Origin of the sequence: Streptomyces sp. NPDC053560 (assembly GCF_044544605.1) — a bacterium.
Lineage (GTDB): Bacteria > Actinomycetota > Actinomycetes > Streptomycetales > Streptomycetaceae > Streptomyces.
In genome coordinates, this window is the sequence record NZ_JBITXI010000010.1 from 232,443 (window position 1) to 248,168 (window position 15,726).

A 15,726-nucleotide genomic window follows, 5' to 3' on the forward strand; every position below is an offset into this window, starting at 1 on the left:
TACCTCACATCCGGAAGATGCCGAAGCCACCCCGCGCGCCCTCCACAGGGGCGGTGTGGATCGCGGACAGGCACAGGCCGAGGACGGTGCGGGTGTCGCGCGGGTCGATGACGCCGTCGTCGTAGAGCCGCCCGGACAGGAACATCGGCAGCGACTCGGACTCGATCTGCTGCTCGACCATGGCGCGCAGCCCGGCGTCCGCCTCGTCGTCGTACGGCCGGCCCTTGGCGGCGGCCGAGGAGCGAGCCACGATCGACAGGACGCCCGCGAGCTGCTGCGGGCCCATGACGGCGGACTTGGCGCTGGGCCAGGCGAAGAGGAAGCGGGGGCCGTAGGCGCGGCCGCACATGCCGTAATGCCCCGCGCCGTACGAGGCGCCCATGAGCACGCTCAGGTGCGGGACCTTCGAGTTGGACACCGCGTTGATCATCATCGCGCCGTGCTTGATGATGCCGCCCTGCTCGTACTCCTTGCCGACCATGTAGCCGGTGGTGTTGTGCAGGAAGAGCAGCGGGATGTCGCGCTGGTTGGCGAGCTGGATGAACTGCGCGGCCTTCTGCGACTCCTCGCTGAAGAGCACGCCCTGCGCGTTGGCGAGGATGCCGACCGGGTAACCGTGCAGCCGCGCCCAGCCGGTCGTCAGCGAGGGCCCGTACAGCGGCTTGAATTCGTCGAAGTCCGAGCCGTCGACGATCCGGGCGATGACCTCGCGCGGATCGAAGGGGGCCTTGAGGTCGCAGGGGACGATGCCCAGCAGCTCGTCCTCGTCGTACTTCGGGGGCTCGGCGATGGGGGTCCCCCCAGCGGTAGCTGGGCGAGGATCGGTGTGCGCCTTGCGCCAGTTGAGGCGGGCGACCACACGGCGGGCCTGCCGCAGCGCATCCGGCTCGTCCACCGCGAAGTAGTCCGCGAGGCCCGACGTGCGGGCATGCATCTCGGCGCCGCCGAGGGACTCGTCGTCGCTCTCCTCGCCGGTGGCCATCTTCACCAGCGGCGGACCGCCGAGGAAGACCTTGGCCCGCTCCTTGACCATGATCACGTGGTCGGACATGCCGGGGACGTACGCACCGCCCGCGGTGGAGTTGCCGAAGACCACGGCGACCGTCGGGATGCCGGCCGCCGAGAGCCGGGTGAGGTCCTTGAAGAGCGCCCCGCCCGGGATGAAGATCTCCTTCTGGCTGGGCAGGTCGGCACCGCCGGACTCCACCAGCGAGACGACGGGCAGCCGGTTGGCGTACGCGATCTCGTTCGCCCGCAGCGCCTTCTTCAGCGTCCAGGGGTTGGAGGCGCCGCCGCGTACGGTCGGATCGTTCGCGGTGACCAGGCACTCCACGCCCTCGATCACGCCGATGCCGGTGACCAGCGAGGCGCCCACCTGGTAGTCGCTCCCCCACGCGGCGAGCGGCGACAGTTCCAGGAACGGGGTGTCGGGGTCGAGCAGCAGCTCGATGCGTTCGCGGGCGAGCAGCTTGCCGCGTTCGCGGTGCCGCTCGACGTACTTCTCCCCGCCGCCGGCGACCGCCTTGGCCTGCTCGGCGTCCAGCTCGTCCAGCTTGGCGAGGAGCGCCGCGCGGTTCTCCGCGTACTCGGGGCTCGCGGTGTCCAGCCCCGTGCCGAGCACGGTCACAGCAGTACCTCCGGTATGTCCAGGTGGCGGGCGCGCAGCCACTCGCCCAGGGCCTTGGCCTGCGGGTCGAAGCGGGCCTGCGAGGCCACGCCCGCGCCCAGCAGTCCGTCGATCACGAAGTTCAGCGCCCGCAGGTTCGGCAGCACGTGCCGCTCGACGGGCAGCCCTGCGGCCTCCGGGAGGAGCGCGCGGAGCCGTTCGGTGGTGAGCTCGTGCGCCAGCCAGGCCCACGCCTCCTCCGTACGCGCCCACACCCCGACGTTGGCCGCGCCGCCCTTGTCGCCGCTGCGGGCCCCGGCGACGAGGCCGAGGGGCGCGCGGCGGGTGGCACCGTCGTGGTGCAGGGGTTCGGGCAGCACGGGGCTGCCCCCCGCGGCAGCTGGGGGAGAGTCGGACCCGCGCGCCAGTTCCCGTGTCTCACGCGGCGGTTCGATGTCCACCCGACGGCCGTCCGGCAGTACGGCGACGTGCGGGACCTCGGCCGCCGGTACGTACGCGGCCTCGAAGACGCCGTACGGCGCGCCCTTGCCGGGCGGGGCCGTGACGTGGAAGCCCGGGTAGCTGCCGAGGGCGAGTTCGACCGCGGCGCCACTGATCACCCGGCCCACCGCGTCCTGGTCCGGGTCGCGCACCACCAGCCGCAGCAGCGCACTGGCCTCCTCCTCGGACGCCGCGTCGGGGTGGTCGGTGCGGGCGAGCCGCCAGTCCACCTCGGCGGGTCGGCGGCCTGCCGCGTCGAAGGCGGCCTCCATCTGCTCGCGCACGAGCCCGGCCTTGAGGTCCACGTCCAGCCCGGTCAGCACGAACGTGACCTCGTTGCGCCAGCCGCCGAGCCGGGTCAGGCCGGTCTTGAGGGTGGGCGGCGGCGCCTCGCCCCGTACGCCGTCGATCCGCACCCGGTCCGGGCCGTCCTGGGTGAGCCGGGCGGTGTCCAGCCGGGCGGTCACGTCGGGTCCCGCGTACCGGGCGCCCGTCGTCTCGTACAGCAGCTGCGCGGTGACCGTCCCGACCGTGACGGCGCCGCCGGTCCCCGGGTGCTTGGTGATCACGGCGGAGCCGTCGGCGGCGATCTCGGCGAGCGGGAAGCCGGGTCTGCGCATGTCGAGCGCGCCGAAGAAGGAGTAGTTGCCGCCGGTGGCCTGGGTACCGCACTCCAGGACATGCCCGGCGATCACGGCCCCCGCCAGCCGGTCGTGATCGTCGGGCCGCCACCCGAAGTGCGCGGCCGCGGCCCCGCTGACCAGCGCGGCGTCGGTGACCCTGCCGGTGACGACCACCTCGGCACCGGCCCGCAGGCACTCCGCGATGCCACCACCGCCGAGGTAGGCGTTGGCCGTCAGGGTGCCGTCGGGCCACCCCCCGCGAGCCAGCAGATCGTCGCCCTCGACGTGCGCGACACGCACGGGCACCCCGACCTTCTCCGCCAACTCCCGTACGGCGTCGGCGAGTCCGGCCGGGTTCAGGCCGCCCGCGTTGGTGACGATCCGTACGCCGCGCTCGGCGGCCAGGCCGAGACCGGTCTCCAGCTGCCGCAGGAAGGTCTTCGCGTAGCCGCGGTCCGGGTCCTTCAGGCGGTCGCGGCCGAGGATGAGCATGGTCAGTTCGGCGAGGTAGTCGCCCGTGAGGATGTCGAGCGGGCCGCCGGTGAGCATCTCCTCCAGCGCACCGAAGCGGTCGCCGTAGAAGCCGGAGGCATTGCCGACGCGGAGGGGAGCCGTGGGCTCCCCCGGTATCGCGGGGGTCACGCGGTGGGCTCCTTCGGGGTTGCCGACTCCTCCGGGGCCGTGGACTCCTCCGGCGTTGCGGACCGGGGGCTGCGGCCGGCGCCCGGCGGGCCGGCGAAGGCCTGCGCGATCCCGAGCCACCGCTCGGCCTCCGCGCCTTCGGCCGTCACGGCCACGTCGTCGCGGTGCGCCCGCTGGGTGACCAGCAGACAGAAGCCGAGCGCGTCGCCGGTCACCCGCTGCGCCGCGTCCTCTGGGCCCCACGTCCAGAGCCCGCCGTCCGGGGCGCGCAGCTCGACCCGGAACTCCTCCTCAGGCGGCGTGAGCCCGTGCGCGAAGTAGGCGAAGTTCCGGGCCCGTACGCCGATGTGGGCGACGTGCCGCAGCCGCGCCGTGGGCTCCCGTACGACGCCGAGCGCGTCGGCCACGTCCTGGCCGTGCGCCCAGGTCTCCATGAGCCGGGCGGTGGCCATCGAGGTGACGCCCATCGGCGGCCCGAACCACGGCAGCCGGCCGCCGGCGTGCCCGGCGAGCGCTTCGTGGAGGGCCGCGCGGCCCGTACGCCAGTGGGCCAGCAGCTCGGCGGGCGGGCGGCGGGCCCCGTCCTCGGCACCCTCGTCGACGAAGGTGTCCGGCGCTGGGAGTGCCGCCTCGGCGGCGCGCCGGAAGCCGTCCGGGTCGGTGGCCGCGTGCAGGGCCTGCTGGTCGGTCCAGGCGAGGTGGGCGATCTGGTGGGCGATCGTCCAGCCGGCGGCGGGCGTCGGCAGCGCCCAGCGGTCCGCGGCGAGCTGCCCCACGAGGCCGTCCAGCGCCTCCCCCTCCGCGTGCAGGTCGGCGAGGACCGGGCTCGGATCGGACACGCTGCACTCCCCTCATCAGGCCCGACTCGCAGGCGGACGGGCCGCGTTGACGTGTGTGGTGCGGCTTAAGAGAGTGGCACCCGCCCCAGAAACAATCAAGCACGCATGCATGATTTTCTGCCGCGACCGCTGGTCGCGCGGTCGCCCGCACGGTCGGCCTCGGGTAGGCGCATCGTGGAAGGGAGTGATGAGCTACGAGGTGCCGCACAACGGCCATGTCGTGCAGGGACGCAGGGGCGTCCGCATGGACGACGGCACGGAGGGCGAAGCCGGCCCCGGCGACGTCTTCGTGCTCTCCCCCGGGGATGACGCCTGGGTCGTGGGTGATGACACGGTCGTCGTGTTCGACTTCGCCGGCGTCACGGCCCAGCAGTACGCCAAGTCACAGTAGTCACAGGAGCCCTAGGAGTCATAGGAGTCCTAGGAGGAGGCACGCACTCAGCAGTCACAGGAGGCGGAACACACTCAGCCGCCGTGTGCGTACAGCGAGAAGCGGCGGCGGTTGACCTTGCCCGAAGTGAAGCCCGCGACCAGCCGGTCGCCGCCGCGGCGCAGCACCGCCAGCCCCTCCGGCTCGCGCGGGCGCAGCTTCCGCCCGGCCGTCGTACGGACGTCCTGGAGGACGGTGCCGGTGCGCAGGTCGATGCCGGCCAGGCGGGCGTCGCCGGGCCCGGAGGCCGGGTTGCCGGGGCCGTACGGGCTGCCGGTGAGCTGGTACGCGTAGTTCCCCGAGAGCGCCAGGCCCTGGTAGAAGACGCCCTTGCGGAGTGGCGGCTGCGGGACGTCGGTGAGCGCCTTGGGCTTCGTGCCACGGGCGAAGTCGTCCAGGTCGTAGAGCGCGTAACGGTAGATGCCGTTGCGGCGGTAGCGGAGCAGCAGCCGGCCGGTGGCCATGTCGACGGCCGGCTGGTTCTTCGTGGTGCCCGGCTGCGGGTGGAAGGTGGTCAGCGAGCGGTCGCCGGCCCGCAGGACGCGGTTCGGGGTGTAGGTGAAGCGGGCGATGCCGCGGCCGTAGCCGGAGGCGGGGTTGACGTCCCACTCCGTCCACAGCAGGGGTGCCCGGCCCGGCCGTTCCTGGACGCCGAGCGAGCCGCCGTGCCCGAAGCCCTTGAGGAACATCCGGTCCTTCAGCCGCCCGGCCATGGTGAGGCGGTTCAGGCAGAGGTCGCCGCGGGTGACCCGCTGCGCGTGGGTGTACGTGCGCGTCTCGCCCCTGAGGCGGACGCCGCCCTGCACGACCTGGAGGGCGTAGATGTAGCCGTTGCCCTCGTCGAACGCGAAGGACTGGAGGACCGAGGTGTGCGTGAGCCGCTTCTTCTGGAGCAGCGAGACGGCCGGACCGGACACGTCGATGTACCCACCGCCGCCCGGTGCGGCGCCGGGCAGGGCGATGTCCGGCATGCCGACGTCGGCGGGCGCCGGTTTGACCGTGGGGACCGGCTCGCGGCCCGGGCCCGGGGGCCGCGGGGCCGCCTCGGCCGGGTTCGTGAGCAGCGCCGGACCGCCGAGAACCGCGGCGCCTCCGAACCTGAGAAGTTCCCTGCGCCCGATCCCCGTCATACCGCGTCGCCCCTCCGTCGCCGTCCCGTACGTCGTCGTCCGTACGTCCTCTTTCCGTACGGGAGACGTGTGACCGATGGCGGACAGGCGCCACACCCGTTTTCCGGCGGCTTCATCCATCCGCCCCCGGCCCCTCACACCAACGGCGGCAGGGGACGGGGCGGTGGCGGAAGCGGGTCCGTGACCGCTCGCGGGGTCCGGGTCGGTGACCTGAGCTCGCCAGGTCTGGGGCAGTGACCGGAGTTGCCCAGTCGGGTCGGCGACCGGGGCTTGCCGGGTTCGGGTCAGTGACCGGAGCTCGCCGAGCGGACGGCGCCGACGCTCGCGAGGACGACCATGCCGATGGCGGCGACCTCCGCCAGGCCGAGCGACTGGTGCAGGACCAGGAAGCCCGCCGTCGCGGCGGCGGCCGGCTCCAGGCTCATCATGACCGCGAAGCCGGAGGCCGGGAGCTTGCGCAGGGCGAGCAGCTCCAGGGTGTACGGCAGCACCGAGGACATCATCGCGACGGCGGCGCCCAGCCCGATCGTGACCGGGTCGAGCAGCGCGGCGCCGGAGGTCGTGATGCCCAGCGGCAGGGTGAGGACGGCGGCGACGGTCATCGCCAGCGCCAGCCCGTCGGCCTGCGGGAAGCGCTGTCCCGCGCGGGCCGACAGCAGGATGTACGCCGCCCACAGCGCGCCGGCCGTCAGCGCGCACCCGGCGCCGAACAGGTTCAGCCCGTCGAAGCCCTCGCGGCCCAGCAGCGCGACACCGCCCAGCGCGAGCGCCGCCCACACCAGGCTCAGCGCACGCCGGGAGGTCACGATGGACAGCACCAGCGGGCCGAGGAACTCCAGGGTGACCGCCGCGCCCAGCGGGATGCGGTCGATCGCCAGGTAGAAGAGGGAGTTCATGCCGGCCAGCGCGAAGCCGAAGCCGACCACGGTGGCCCAGTCGCCGCGCGAGTAGCCGCGCAGCTTCGGGCGGCAGGCCACGAGCAGGACCAGCGCCGCCACGACGAGGCGCAGGGTGACCACACCGAGCGCGCCGGCCCGCGGGAACAGCAGCACGGCCACCGAGGAGCCGAACTGCAGCGAGATGATGCCGCCGATCACCAGCCCCACGGACATCATGCGGCTGCGGGAGCCGTTGACCCTGGCCGCCCGCTCGGCCCGCCGGACCTCCTCCGAGGGCGGTACCGCTACGGGCAGCGCGCCCGCGTCGGACGCCGCGAGCCGCGAGGGCTCACCGGCGTCCGGGAGGCCGGAGGAAGCACGGGTACGGGGGCCGGCCTGCGCGCCGGTCGAGGGAGACGAATGATTCACGTCCCCCAAGCTACGGTCCGACCGCCGCACGGAAAAATGCACTTTCCACGGATGCGTTGCGATCGCACATTTCCGGCCGTTCCGTCACAGGTGCTCCGCCAGCACCTCCGCGAGGTGACGTCCGGGCCGTTCTCCCAGCTGAGACAGTTGCGTACGGCAGGAGAAGCCATCGGCGACGATCTCGGCGGACGGGTCAGCGCCCCGTACGGCAGGGAGCAGTTGCTCTTCTGCACACGCCACGGAAACGTCGTAATGACCGCGCTCGAAGCCGAAGTTGCCCGCGAGACCGCAGCAGCCGCCGCTCAGCTCGCCCGTCAGCCCCGCCCGCTCCCGCAACCGCCGCTCGGCCGCGTCGCCGAGGACCGCGTGCTGGTGGCAGTGGGTCTGACCGGCCACGGGACGGTCGATCCGGGGCGGCTGCCAGTCCGGCGCGTACTCCTCCAGGTACTGGGCGAGGGTCCGCACCGAGCGGGCCAGCTCGGCCGCGCGCGGGTCGTCCGAAAGCAGCTCGGGCAGATCGGTGCGGAGAGTGGCCGCGCAGCTCGGCTCCAGGACGACCAGCGGGCGGCCGAGGGCCGGGCCGATGTGGTCCAGGGTGCGGCGCATCACCTTGCGCGCCTGGTCGAGCTGGCCGGTGGAGACGTAGGTCAGGCCGCAGCAGACGGCCTTGCCGGGCGCCGCCGGGAGCACGACCTCCTTGCCCGCGGCCTCCAGGACCCGCACCGCGGCCTGCCCCACGGACGGCGCGAGGTAGGTGGTGAAGGTGTCGGGCCAGAGGGTGGCGGCCTTCGCCTGCGGGACGATCCGCGGCCGGGGGCCGGTCGTACGGGCGCGGAAGCGGCGGGCGAACCAGCGTGTGAACGGCTCCGGCGCGATCCCGGGGATCGTGCGCTCCGCCGCGATGCCGCCCGCCCGCTTGGCCACGGCGGCGAGCGGCCCGACCCCGGCCGCCGCGTTGAGCACGGGGGCCAGCCGGGCGATGGACGCCGCGCGCAGCCACAGCGGCAGCCGCCCCATGGCGTAGTGCGCGGCGGGCCGCAGCCGCCCCGCGTAGTGGTGGTGCAGGAACTCCGCCTTGTACGTCGCCATGTCCACCCCCACCGGGCAGTCGCTGCGGCAGCCCTTGCAGGACAGGCAGAGGTCGAGCGCGTCGTGCACCTCGGCCGACCGCCAGCCGTCGGTGACCACCTCGCCCGCCAGCATCTCGTGCAGCAGCCGGGCGCGGCCGCGGGTGGAGTGCCGCTCCTCGCCCGTCGCACGGAAGGACGGGCACATCACGCCAGCGCCCGAGACGGAGGTGTTGCGGCACTTGGCCACGCCGACGCAGCGCCGTACGGCGGCGGAGAAGTCGCCCTTGTCGTGCGGATATCCGAACTCCACGTCGACCGGCTGCCTGGGCAGCACGGCGAAGCGGAGATTGTCGTCCATGCGGTCGGGGCGGACGAGCATGCCGGGGTTGAGCCCGCCCGCCGGGTCCCACAGGTCCTTGAAACGGCCGAAGAGACCGACGAGTTCCCCGCCGTACATCTTCGGCAGCAGCTCGGCGCGGGCCTGCCCGTCACCGTGCTCGCCGGACAGCGACCCGCCGTGCGCGACGACCAGGTCCGCCAGGTCGTGCGAGAACTCCCGGAAGCGCCGGATGCCGGGACCGGTGAGCAGGTCGAAGTCGATGCGTACGTGGATGCAGCCGTCGCCGAAGTGGCCGTACGGGGTGCCGCGCAGCCCGTGCTGGGAGAGCAGCGCCCGGAAGTCGCGGAGGTAGCCGCCGAGCCGCTCCGGGGGCACCGCGCAGTCCTCCCAGCCGGGCCACGCCTCGCTCCCGTCCGGCATCCGCGTCGCCGTCCCGGAGGCGTCCTCCCGCACCCGCCACAGGACACGCTGCCTCGCCGGATCGGACACCACCATGTGGTCGGTGACCCCGTCGGCGGCCGCCGCCCGGCACATCTCCTCGGCCCGCGCCCGCGCCTCCGCCGCCGAGCCGCCGCCGGTCTCCACGAAGAGCCACGCACCGCCCTTGGGCAGCCCGCCCGCGTCCGGCACCAGGTCGGACGCCATGCCCTCCACCGTCAGCGGCCCGTACGGCAGCAGCGTGTGCGCGGCCTCGGCGGCGGCGCTCTCGTCGGGGTACCCCAGCACGGCCAGGGCGCGCGCCGCCGGCGCCTCGACCAGTTTCACGGTCGCCCCGGTGAGCACCCCGAGCGTGCCCTCGCTGCCGGTCAGCGCCCGCGCCAGATCGACCCCGTTCTCGGGGAGCAGCGCGTCCAGCGCGTACCCCGAGATCCGGCGCGGCAGCTCGGGATAGCCGGTACGCAGCAGCGCCAGGTCCCCGTCGACCAGCGCGCGCATGCCCGCCGCGAGCGCGCCCGGTACGCCGTCGAACCCCTGACCGGCCCGGACCCGCTCACCCCCGTACGTCAGCACGTCCAGCGCACTCACGTTGTCCGCCGTCGTCCCCCAGGCCACCGAGTGCGAGCCGCAGGAGTTGTTGCCGATCATGCCGCCGATCGTGCAGCGGCTGTGCGTGGACGGGTCGGGCCCGAAGGTGAGGCCGTGCGCGCCGGCCGCGGTGCGCAGCTCGTCGCAGATCACACCGGGCTGGACCACGGCCGTCCGCGCCTCCGGGTCCAGCGACTCGATCCGCCGCATGTGGCGGGTGAAGTCCAGCACCACGCCCGTACCGGTGGCCTGCCCGGCGATGGACGTACCGCCGCCGCGCGGCACCACCGGCACCCCGTGCTCCCGGCAGACCCGCAGCGCCGCCGCGACGTCCGCCGTGTCGCGGGGCGCGACGACCGCCCACGGCACCCGCCGGTAGTTCGACGCGTCCATGGTCATCAGCGCCCGGTCCGCCGGGGTCCCCGACACCTCCCCCCGTACGGTCGCCGTCAGCGCCCGTACCAGCTCCTGGTCCGCCGTCCCTGTCCCTGTCTCCCTCTGCGCACGCTCAGCCATACCTCTCAGCCTGCCCCGCGGGACGCCGGGAGATGGGCTGCGACGCCCGGCCATCCCCGGACACTCCCGTCTCAACGGCTGGACTCGGGTCAGAACCCGGCGGCCCGACGGATTAGGCTTCGCATGTGGCTGATATCCAGATTCCCGCTGACATCAAGCCCGCCGACGGTCGCTTCGGCGCGGGCCCCTCCAAGGTGCGTACGGAGGCGGTCGACGCCCTGGCCGCCACCGGAACCTCTCTCCTCGGCACTTCCCACCGCCAGGCCCCGGTGAAGAACCTGGTCGGCAAGGTGCGCGAAGGCGTCCGCGACCTCTTCCAGCTCCCCGAGGGCTACGAGGTCGTGCTCGGCAACGGCGGCTCCACCGCGTTCTGGGACATCGCGACGCACGGTCTGATCGAGCGCAAGTCCCAGCACCTCACCTTCGGTGAGTTCTCCTCCAAGTTCGCGAAGGCCAGCAAGCTCGCGCCCTGGCTGGAGGAGCCCACCGTCATCTCCTCCGAGCCCGGTACGCACCCTGAGCCGCAGGCGGAGGAGGGCGTCGACGTCTACGCCTTCACGCACAACGAGACCTCCACCGGTGTCGCCGCGCCGATCAAGCGCGTCGCGGGCGCCGACGAGGGCTCGCTCGTCCTGGTCGACGCCACCTCCGGCGCCGGCGGCCTCCCGGTCGACATCGCCGAGACGGACGTCTACTACTTCGCCCCGCAGAAGTCCTTCGCCTCCGACGGCGGCCTGTGGATCGGCGTCTTCTCCCCCGCCGCCCTGGAGCGCGCCCGCGCCGTCCACGCCTCCGGCCGGCACATCCCGGAGTTCTTCTCGCTCCCCACGGCGATCGACAACTCCCTCAAGAACCAGACGTACAACACCCCGGCCCTCTCCACCCTCTTCCTGCTCAACGAGCAGCTGGAGTGGATCAACGGCCAGGGCGGTCTGGACTGGGCGGTCCGCCGCACGGCGACCTCCGCGCGCACCCTGTACGGCTGGGCCGAGGACTCCAAGCACGCCACCCCGTTCGTCACCGACCCGGCCAAGCGCTCGCAGGTCATCGGCACGATCGACTTCAACGACGACGTGGACGCCGCGGCCGTCGCCAAGGCCCTCCGCGCCAACGGCATCGTCGACACCGACCCGTACCGCAAGCTCGGCCGCAACCAGCTGCGCGTCGCGATGTTCCCGGCCATCGACCCGGCCGACGTCGAGGCCCTGACGAACTGCATCGACTACGTGATCGAGAAGCTGTAGCCAGCCGCTTCCACTGACACACGGGTAGTCAGAGCGTGTACTGACACACGGATAACCAGCAGGCAGCGTGTACTGACACACGAACGGGCCCCGGCGAGATGATCGCCGGGGCCCGTCCGCGTACTGCGTGGCGCCGCCGCGGTCAGCGGCGGGTGCGCTCAGCGGCGTCCGCGCCGCCGGATGGCGAGGATGCCGGCGATGGCGATCCCGATGACGATGACGCCGGTGACGGCCGGACTGCTCTTCTCCGAGGAGTCGGAGTCGGAGGAGCCACCGGCCCCGTCCGAGCCGTTCCCGTCCTCGCCGCCGGGCGTGGCGGAGGCGTCACCGGACACCGATTCCGGAAGCTGCCGGCCGCTCAGCCCCACCGGCTTGACCTGGCTGTCGGCCCCCTCCGACCCGAACATCAGCGTCCGCCCGTCCGGCGTGAACGTGACGGACTCGCCCTGCCCCTGTATCGGTACGCCCACGCTCCCGATGTCGTCCTTCGGGCGGCCGTCCTGCCAGCGGTACATCCGGCCGCCGAAGTAGCTGCGCAGCATCAGCCGGCTGCCGTCCGGCGAGAAGGCGCCGTCGGTGACCCACATGTCGATCTTGGAGACGCGCCGGAAGACGTTCGTTCCGGGCGCACTCAACCGCTCGGGCCCGGCGTACAGCGCCGCGCCCCCGTCCTCCTTCTTCGAGACGACGTACACCCGCCCGCTCTTGGGGTGCACCATCATCGCCTCGGCGTCCCGCGGTCCATCGGCGTACTTCACCACGTACTGCGTCGCGGTCACCGTCTGATCGCGCAACTGCTTCGGCTCCGGGAAGCGGTAGATCCAGACGTGGTCCCAGGAACCGCCGAGGTTGTCGCCGATGTCGCCGACGTACAGGTCGCCGTCCGGCCCGACCGAGATCGCCTCCACGTCCCGCGGATCGCCCACCCCCCGCATGGTGACGGTCGCGACCGTCCGGCCGGTCCGGGAGTCCACGGCGTAGACGTACGGCCCGTCGTCGCTGTCGTTGTGCGTCCAGTAGATGCCGGGGTGCGCGCGGCTGGCGGCCAGGCCGCTGGACTCGGTGATCCGTGGGTCCTTGATCGTGAACTGCTCCGGCTCACCGCCGGACGCGGCCACGGCGCCGGCGGCCGACCCGAAGAGCAGTACCCCCGCGGCACCTGCCGCGCACAGAAGCGAACGCATGCCCCCAGCTTCCCATCAGCGCGGCGCTCTACGGGGGCGCGTGGCCGGCGTCACGTACCGGCCACGCCGGCGATCGGCGAAAATGGCCGGATGCGGATCATGTTCGTCGGCGACTCCATGACCATCGGCTCCGCCGGCGACTACACCTGGCGCTACCGCATGTGGCAGCACCTCAACCGCACGTACGGCGGCCCGTACCGCATCGTCGGCCCGCGCGACACGCTGTACGACATCGCCGCGGCGGCCCCCGAGTCGTACGACTACGGCGACCCGGCCTTCCCCGAACGCGCCCGCCGCCATCTCGCCGGCTGGGGCGAGGGCTGGCTCCACATGGCCCCGCTCATCGGCGACGCCGTACGCGCCCACAAGGCCGACACGCTGCTCATCTCCCTCGGCCTGATCGACCTCGGCTTCTACACGGACGCGGAGCAGACCGCCGCGAACGCCCGCCGCTTCTTCGCGGAGGCCCGCGCCGTACGACCACACCTCCGCGCCGTACTTCTCCCCGTCATCCCCAACATCCGGGCCCTGACGGACCCCGTCTTCGCCGCCGAGTGCGACCGCTTCAACGAACTCCTCGCCAAGGCCGTCGCCGACCTCTCCACCCCGCAGTCCCCCCTGCTCCTCGCCTCACCCCCCGAGGACTACGTCCTGGACCGCGACACCTACGACGGCACCCACCCCTCCCCCTCCGGCGAACACCGCCTGGCCGCCGCCTTCGCCGACGCGATGCACCAGGCGTGGGACGTGGGCGCCCCGTACGAACCGGCCGCCTAGGCCGCCAGCACCCGCACGACCATCTCCTGCAACAACTCCGGCTCCACGAAGGGCGCTTCCGTACAGGGCAGCGATCGCCAGTCGAGCGGCCAGGTGTCCCCGTACAGCGCGGGCACCCCCACGAACGCGGTGTGCCGCCGATCCCGCCCCACCACCTCGACCCCGACGGGCCATGCGTATGCCGCGGCGGTGCGCGGCGGCAACAGGAAATACGAATTCCCGCCCCGGCCGCGGCTCCAGGCCCGCACGATCGGCCCCGCCCGAAAGTCCGTGAACTGCATCAGCTCGTAAGCCACTTGCTCACCAAACAGATCCCCGATGCGAACGGCGTCGAAGTGGACGCCGACCAGCCGCAACGCATGCCCTGACGCGGGCACCCAGGCCGGGACGAGATCGGGTGAGATTCCAAGGTTCATGCCGAAGACGATTGCCGCTGACGCTTGACTGTGACCAGTGCCACATGCGGCTCGTGCGAAGCCGTGAACTCGGGGAGGGCGTCGTGTACATGGACGGCAATGCGCGGATGTTCGGGGCACTACTGCGGTTCTACAGGGAACGGGCCGGTCTGACACAGGAGGTACTGGGCCGGCACATCGGCTTCTCCAAGTCTCAAGTGGCCATGGTCGAGCGAGGGGAACGACCGCCCAAGGGCAGCTTCGCGTCGCTGTCGGACGAGACGCTGGACGCGCAGGGAGCGCTGCTCGTGGCGGCGACGCACTTCCGGATCGACCACCTGCCGCGGTGGCCCGCGGAGTACGCGGAGGAGGAGGCGCGGGCGGCTGCCCTGCACACGTACGCCAACCATGTCGTCCCGGGCCTCCTCCAGACAGAGGCGTACGCGCGGGCCGTCTTCAACTGCAACTACTGTCCGCCCCTGGACGACGAGGAAGTCGAGGTCCAGGTGGCCACTCGGCTTGCTCGGCAGCAGTTGTTCCACCGGAAGCCGGCGCCTGTCCTCAGCTTCATCCTGGAACTGGTGGTGCTGACCCGGCCACTCGGCGGGCCGGAGGTACTGAAAGGGCAGCTCCAACACGTGCTGGACATCGCCCGGATGCGCAATGTCGAGATCCAGGTGATGTCGTCGGACCGGCAGACTCACGCGGGACTCGCGGGCCCGATGATCCTCCTGGAGACGGACGAACTTCGTCAGCTCGCCTACGTGGAGGGGCAGGGAAGCGGCTACTTCGTGAGCGAACAACCAGACGTGGGAAACCTGTTCGGTAAATATGGCATTCTGCGGTCGCAGGCTCTCACGCCGGAGCAGTCCGTGGAACTCATCGAACGGGTGGCACGAGGACTATGAACTGGTTCAAGAGCAGCTACAGCGCCGAGCAGGGTGAATGCGTCGAGGTTGCCCTCGCTCCCTCCGTCGTTCACGTGCGGGACTCCAAAGACATAGCTCGGCCCGGTATCACCGCATCCCCCGACGCCTGGGACAGCTTCACTTCCTTGATTCGAGTGCGCTTCAAGGCGTTGGCTGTGGGGTCATGGAGTACACGCAGCTAGGACGTACGGGGCTCAAGGTCAGCCGGCTCGTTCTCGGGACGATGAATTTCGGGCCGCAGACCGACGAGGCCGACAGTCACACGATCATGGACGCCGCGCTGGGTGCGGGCGTCAACTTCTTCGACACGGCCAACGTGTACGGCTGGGGCGAGAACAAGGGCCGGACGGAAGAGATCGTCGGGTCGTGGTTCGCCAAGGGCGGGGGCCGGCGCGACAAGGTCGTGCTGGGGACCAAGGTCTACGCGAACATGGCCCCGGACGGGGACGGCGCCTGGCCCAACCACGACAAGCTGTCCGCCGTGAACATCCGGCGGGCCGTGGACGCCAGCCTCAAGCGGCTGGGGACGGACTACATCGATCTCTACCAGTTCCACCACGTGGACCGGGCGACGCCGTGGGACGAGATCTGGCAGGCGATCGACGTCCTCGTGCAGCAGGGCAAGATCCTGTATGCCGGGTCGTCGAACCACGCCGGCTGGCACATCGCGCAGGCCAACGAGACCGCCGCGCGCCGCGGCTCGTACGGGCTGGTCAGCGAGCAGTGCCTGTACAACCTCGCAGAGCGGCGGGCCGAGATGGAGGTCATCCCGGCAGCGCAGGGCTACGGGCTCGGCGTGATCCCGTGGTCGCCGCTGCACGGCGGGCTGCTGGGCGGCGCCATCCGTAAGGAGCAGGAGGGCGGCAGCGGCCGCACCGCCTCCGGGCGGGCCGCCGACACGCTCGCCGACCCCACCGCGCGGGCGCAGATCCAGGCGTACGAGGACGTCGTGGACAAGAACGGGCTGGAGCCGGGCGAGGTCGCGCTGGCGTGGCTGCTCACGCGGCCCGGCGTGACGGGGCCGATCGTGGGGCCGCGTACGACGGATCAGCTCGCGTCGGCGCTGCGGGCGGTGGAGCTGACGCTGCCGGACGAGCTGCTGCGGTCGCTGGACGAGATCTTCCCGGGGCCGGGCCCGTCCCCCGAGGCTTTCGCCTGGTAGGCGGA

Annotated in this window: 13 protein-coding genes and 1 pseudogene; 6 read left to right on the top strand and 8 right to left on the bottom strand. The window is 72.2% G+C overall.

Going from position 1 to position 15,726, the window contains the following annotated elements; translation table 11 throughout:
* Window positions 1-4: 4 nt before the first annotated feature.
* From ACIGQF_RS24830 to ACIGQF_RS24840, 3 genes are read right to left on the bottom strand one after another with little or no spacing between them, the layout of a single operon-like run.
* Window positions 5-1,627 (bottom strand): acyl-CoA carboxylase subunit beta, encoded by a 1,623-nt coding sequence (locus tag ACIGQF_RS24830; RefSeq protein WP_399714087.1) that lies wholly within the window; start codon window positions 1,625-1,627, stop codon window positions 5-7.
* Window positions 1,624-3,372 (bottom strand): acyclic terpene utilization AtuA family protein, encoded by a 1,749-nt coding sequence (locus ACIGQF_RS24835; RefSeq protein ID WP_399714090.1) that lies wholly within the window; start codon window positions 3,370-3,372, stop codon window positions 1,624-1,626. The genes ACIGQF_RS24830 and ACIGQF_RS24835 overlap by 4 nt, the downstream gene beginning before the upstream one ends.
* A complete protein-coding gene (locus tag ACIGQF_RS24840) occupies window positions 3,369-4,211 on the bottom strand; it encodes a TIGR03084 family metal-binding protein (RefSeq protein ID WP_399714092.1) in 843 nt (280 codons plus the stop codon). Before ACIGQF_RS24840 ends, ACIGQF_RS24835 begins: the two co-directional genes overlap by 4 nt.
* A 199-nt stretch (window positions 4,212-4,410) precedes the next feature.
* Here ACIGQF_RS24840 and ACIGQF_RS24845 point away from each other — a divergent pair.
* A pseudogene (locus tag ACIGQF_RS24845) lies at window positions 4,411-4,602 on the top strand (cupin); the annotation flags it as partial.
* A 74-nt stretch (window positions 4,603-4,676) separates the two neighbouring features.
* On the opposite strand, the gene ACIGQF_RS24850 reads toward ACIGQF_RS24845, so the two are convergent.
* From ACIGQF_RS24850 to ACIGQF_RS24860, 3 genes are all read right to left on the bottom strand, one after another.
* Window positions 4,677-5,771 (bottom strand): teichoic acid biosynthesis protein C, encoded by a 1,095-nt coding sequence (locus ACIGQF_RS24850; protein ID WP_399714094.1) that lies wholly within the window; start codon window positions 5,769-5,771, stop codon window positions 4,677-4,679.
* Window positions 5,772-6,055: 284 nt separating this feature from the next.
* Window positions 6,056-7,078, bottom strand: coding sequence for an EamA family transporter (locus ACIGQF_RS24855; protein ID WP_399714097.1), 1,023 nt, complete (start codon window positions 7,076-7,078; stop codon window positions 6,056-6,058).
* A gap of 84 nt (window positions 7,079-7,162) precedes the next feature.
* Complete coding sequence (locus ACIGQF_RS24860; RefSeq protein ID WP_399714099.1) at window positions 7,163-10,030, bottom strand: FAD-binding and (Fe-S)-binding domain-containing protein; 2,868 nt, start codon at window positions 10,028-10,030, stop codon at window positions 7,163-7,165.
* A 125-nt stretch (window positions 10,031-10,155) separates the two neighbouring features.
* Between ACIGQF_RS24860 and serC the strand changes: the two genes are divergently transcribed.
* Complete coding sequence (gene serC / locus ACIGQF_RS24865; RefSeq protein ID WP_399714102.1) at window positions 10,156-11,274, top strand: phosphoserine transaminase; 1,119 nt, start codon at window positions 10,156-10,158, stop codon at window positions 11,272-11,274.
* Between the two features lie 158 nt (window positions 11,275-11,432).
* Here the strand turns inward: serC and ACIGQF_RS24870 are convergent, their stop codons facing one another.
* Window positions 11,433-12,458, bottom strand: a complete 1,026-nt coding sequence (locus ACIGQF_RS24870; RefSeq protein WP_399714105.1) for a hypothetical protein — start codon at window positions 12,456-12,458, stop codon at window positions 11,433-11,435.
* Window positions 12,459-12,548: 90 nt separating this feature from the next.
* On the opposite strand from ACIGQF_RS24870, the gene ACIGQF_RS24875 reads away from it, so the two are divergent.
* Complete coding sequence (locus ACIGQF_RS24875) at window positions 12,549-13,235, top strand: GDSL-type esterase/lipase family protein (RefSeq protein ID WP_399714107.1); 687 nt, start codon at window positions 12,549-12,551, stop codon at window positions 13,233-13,235.
* Here ACIGQF_RS24875 and ACIGQF_RS24880 read toward each other — a convergent pair.
* The gene (locus ACIGQF_RS24880; protein ID WP_399714110.1) at window positions 13,232-13,651 is read right to left on the bottom strand and encodes a hypothetical protein; all 420 of its coding nucleotides are present in this window, start codon (window positions 13,649-13,651) and stop codon (window positions 13,232-13,234) included. The genes ACIGQF_RS24875 and ACIGQF_RS24880 overlap by 4 nt on opposite strands.
* A 107-nt stretch (window positions 13,652-13,758) precedes the next feature.
* On the opposite strand from ACIGQF_RS24880, the gene ACIGQF_RS24885 reads away from it, so the two are divergent.
* Genes ACIGQF_RS24885 through ACIGQF_RS24895 form a run of 3 tightly spaced genes read left to right on the top strand, consistent with a single transcriptional unit; the run spans window position 13,759 to window position 15,721 of the window.
* The gene (locus tag ACIGQF_RS24885; RefSeq protein ID WP_399714436.1) at window positions 13,759-14,538 is read left to right on the top strand and encodes a Scr1 family TA system antitoxin-like transcriptional regulator; all 780 of its coding nucleotides are present in this window, start codon (window positions 13,759-13,761) and stop codon (window positions 14,536-14,538) included.
* Complete coding sequence (locus ACIGQF_RS24890) at window positions 14,535-14,741, top strand: DUF397 domain-containing protein (protein WP_399714112.1); 207 nt, start codon at window positions 14,535-14,537, stop codon at window positions 14,739-14,741. Before ACIGQF_RS24885 ends, ACIGQF_RS24890 begins: the two co-directional genes overlap by 4 nt.
* On the top strand, window positions 14,723-15,721 hold the full coding sequence (locus tag ACIGQF_RS24895; RefSeq protein ID WP_399714115.1) for an aldo/keto reductase: 999 nt from the start codon (window positions 14,723-14,725) through the stop codon (window positions 15,719-15,721). The genes ACIGQF_RS24890 and ACIGQF_RS24895 overlap by 19 nt, the downstream gene beginning before the upstream one ends.
* Window positions 15,722-15,726 lie beyond the last annotated feature (5 nt).

What these genes read in the sequence shown, in the direction of transcription:
- ACIGQF_RS24850 (WP_399714094.1), bottom strand. Translation starts at nt 5,771, where the DNA reads ATGACGGGGATCGGGCGCAGGGAACTTCTCAGGTTCGGAGGCGCCGCG.
- ACIGQF_RS24860 (WP_399714099.1), bottom strand. Translation starts at nt 10,030, where the DNA reads ATGGCTGAGCGTGCGCAGAGGGAGACAGGGACAGGGACGGCGGACCAG.
- ACIGQF_RS24870 (WP_399714105.1), bottom strand. Translation starts at nt 12,458, where the DNA reads ATGCGTTCGCTTCTGTGCGCGGCAGGTGCCGCGGGGGTACTGCTCTTC.
- ACIGQF_RS24875 (WP_399714107.1), top strand. Translation starts at nt 12,549, where the DNA reads ATGCGGATCATGTTCGTCGGCGACTCCATGACCATCGGCTCCGCCGGC.
- ACIGQF_RS24880 (WP_399714110.1), bottom strand. Translation starts at nt 13,651, where the DNA reads ATGAACCTTGGAATCTCACCCGATCTCGTCCCGGCCTGGGTGCCCGCG.
- ACIGQF_RS24885 (WP_399714436.1), top strand. Translation starts at nt 13,759, where the DNA reads ATGTTCGGGGCACTACTGCGGTTCTACAGGGAACGGGCCGGTCTGACA.
- ACIGQF_RS24890 (WP_399714112.1), top strand. Translation starts at nt 14,535, where the DNA reads ATGAACTGGTTCAAGAGCAGCTACAGCGCCGAGCAGGGTGAATGCGTC.
- ACIGQF_RS24895 (WP_399714115.1), top strand. Translation starts at nt 14,723, where the DNA reads ATGGAGTACACGCAGCTAGGACGTACGGGGCTCAAGGTCAGCCGGCTC.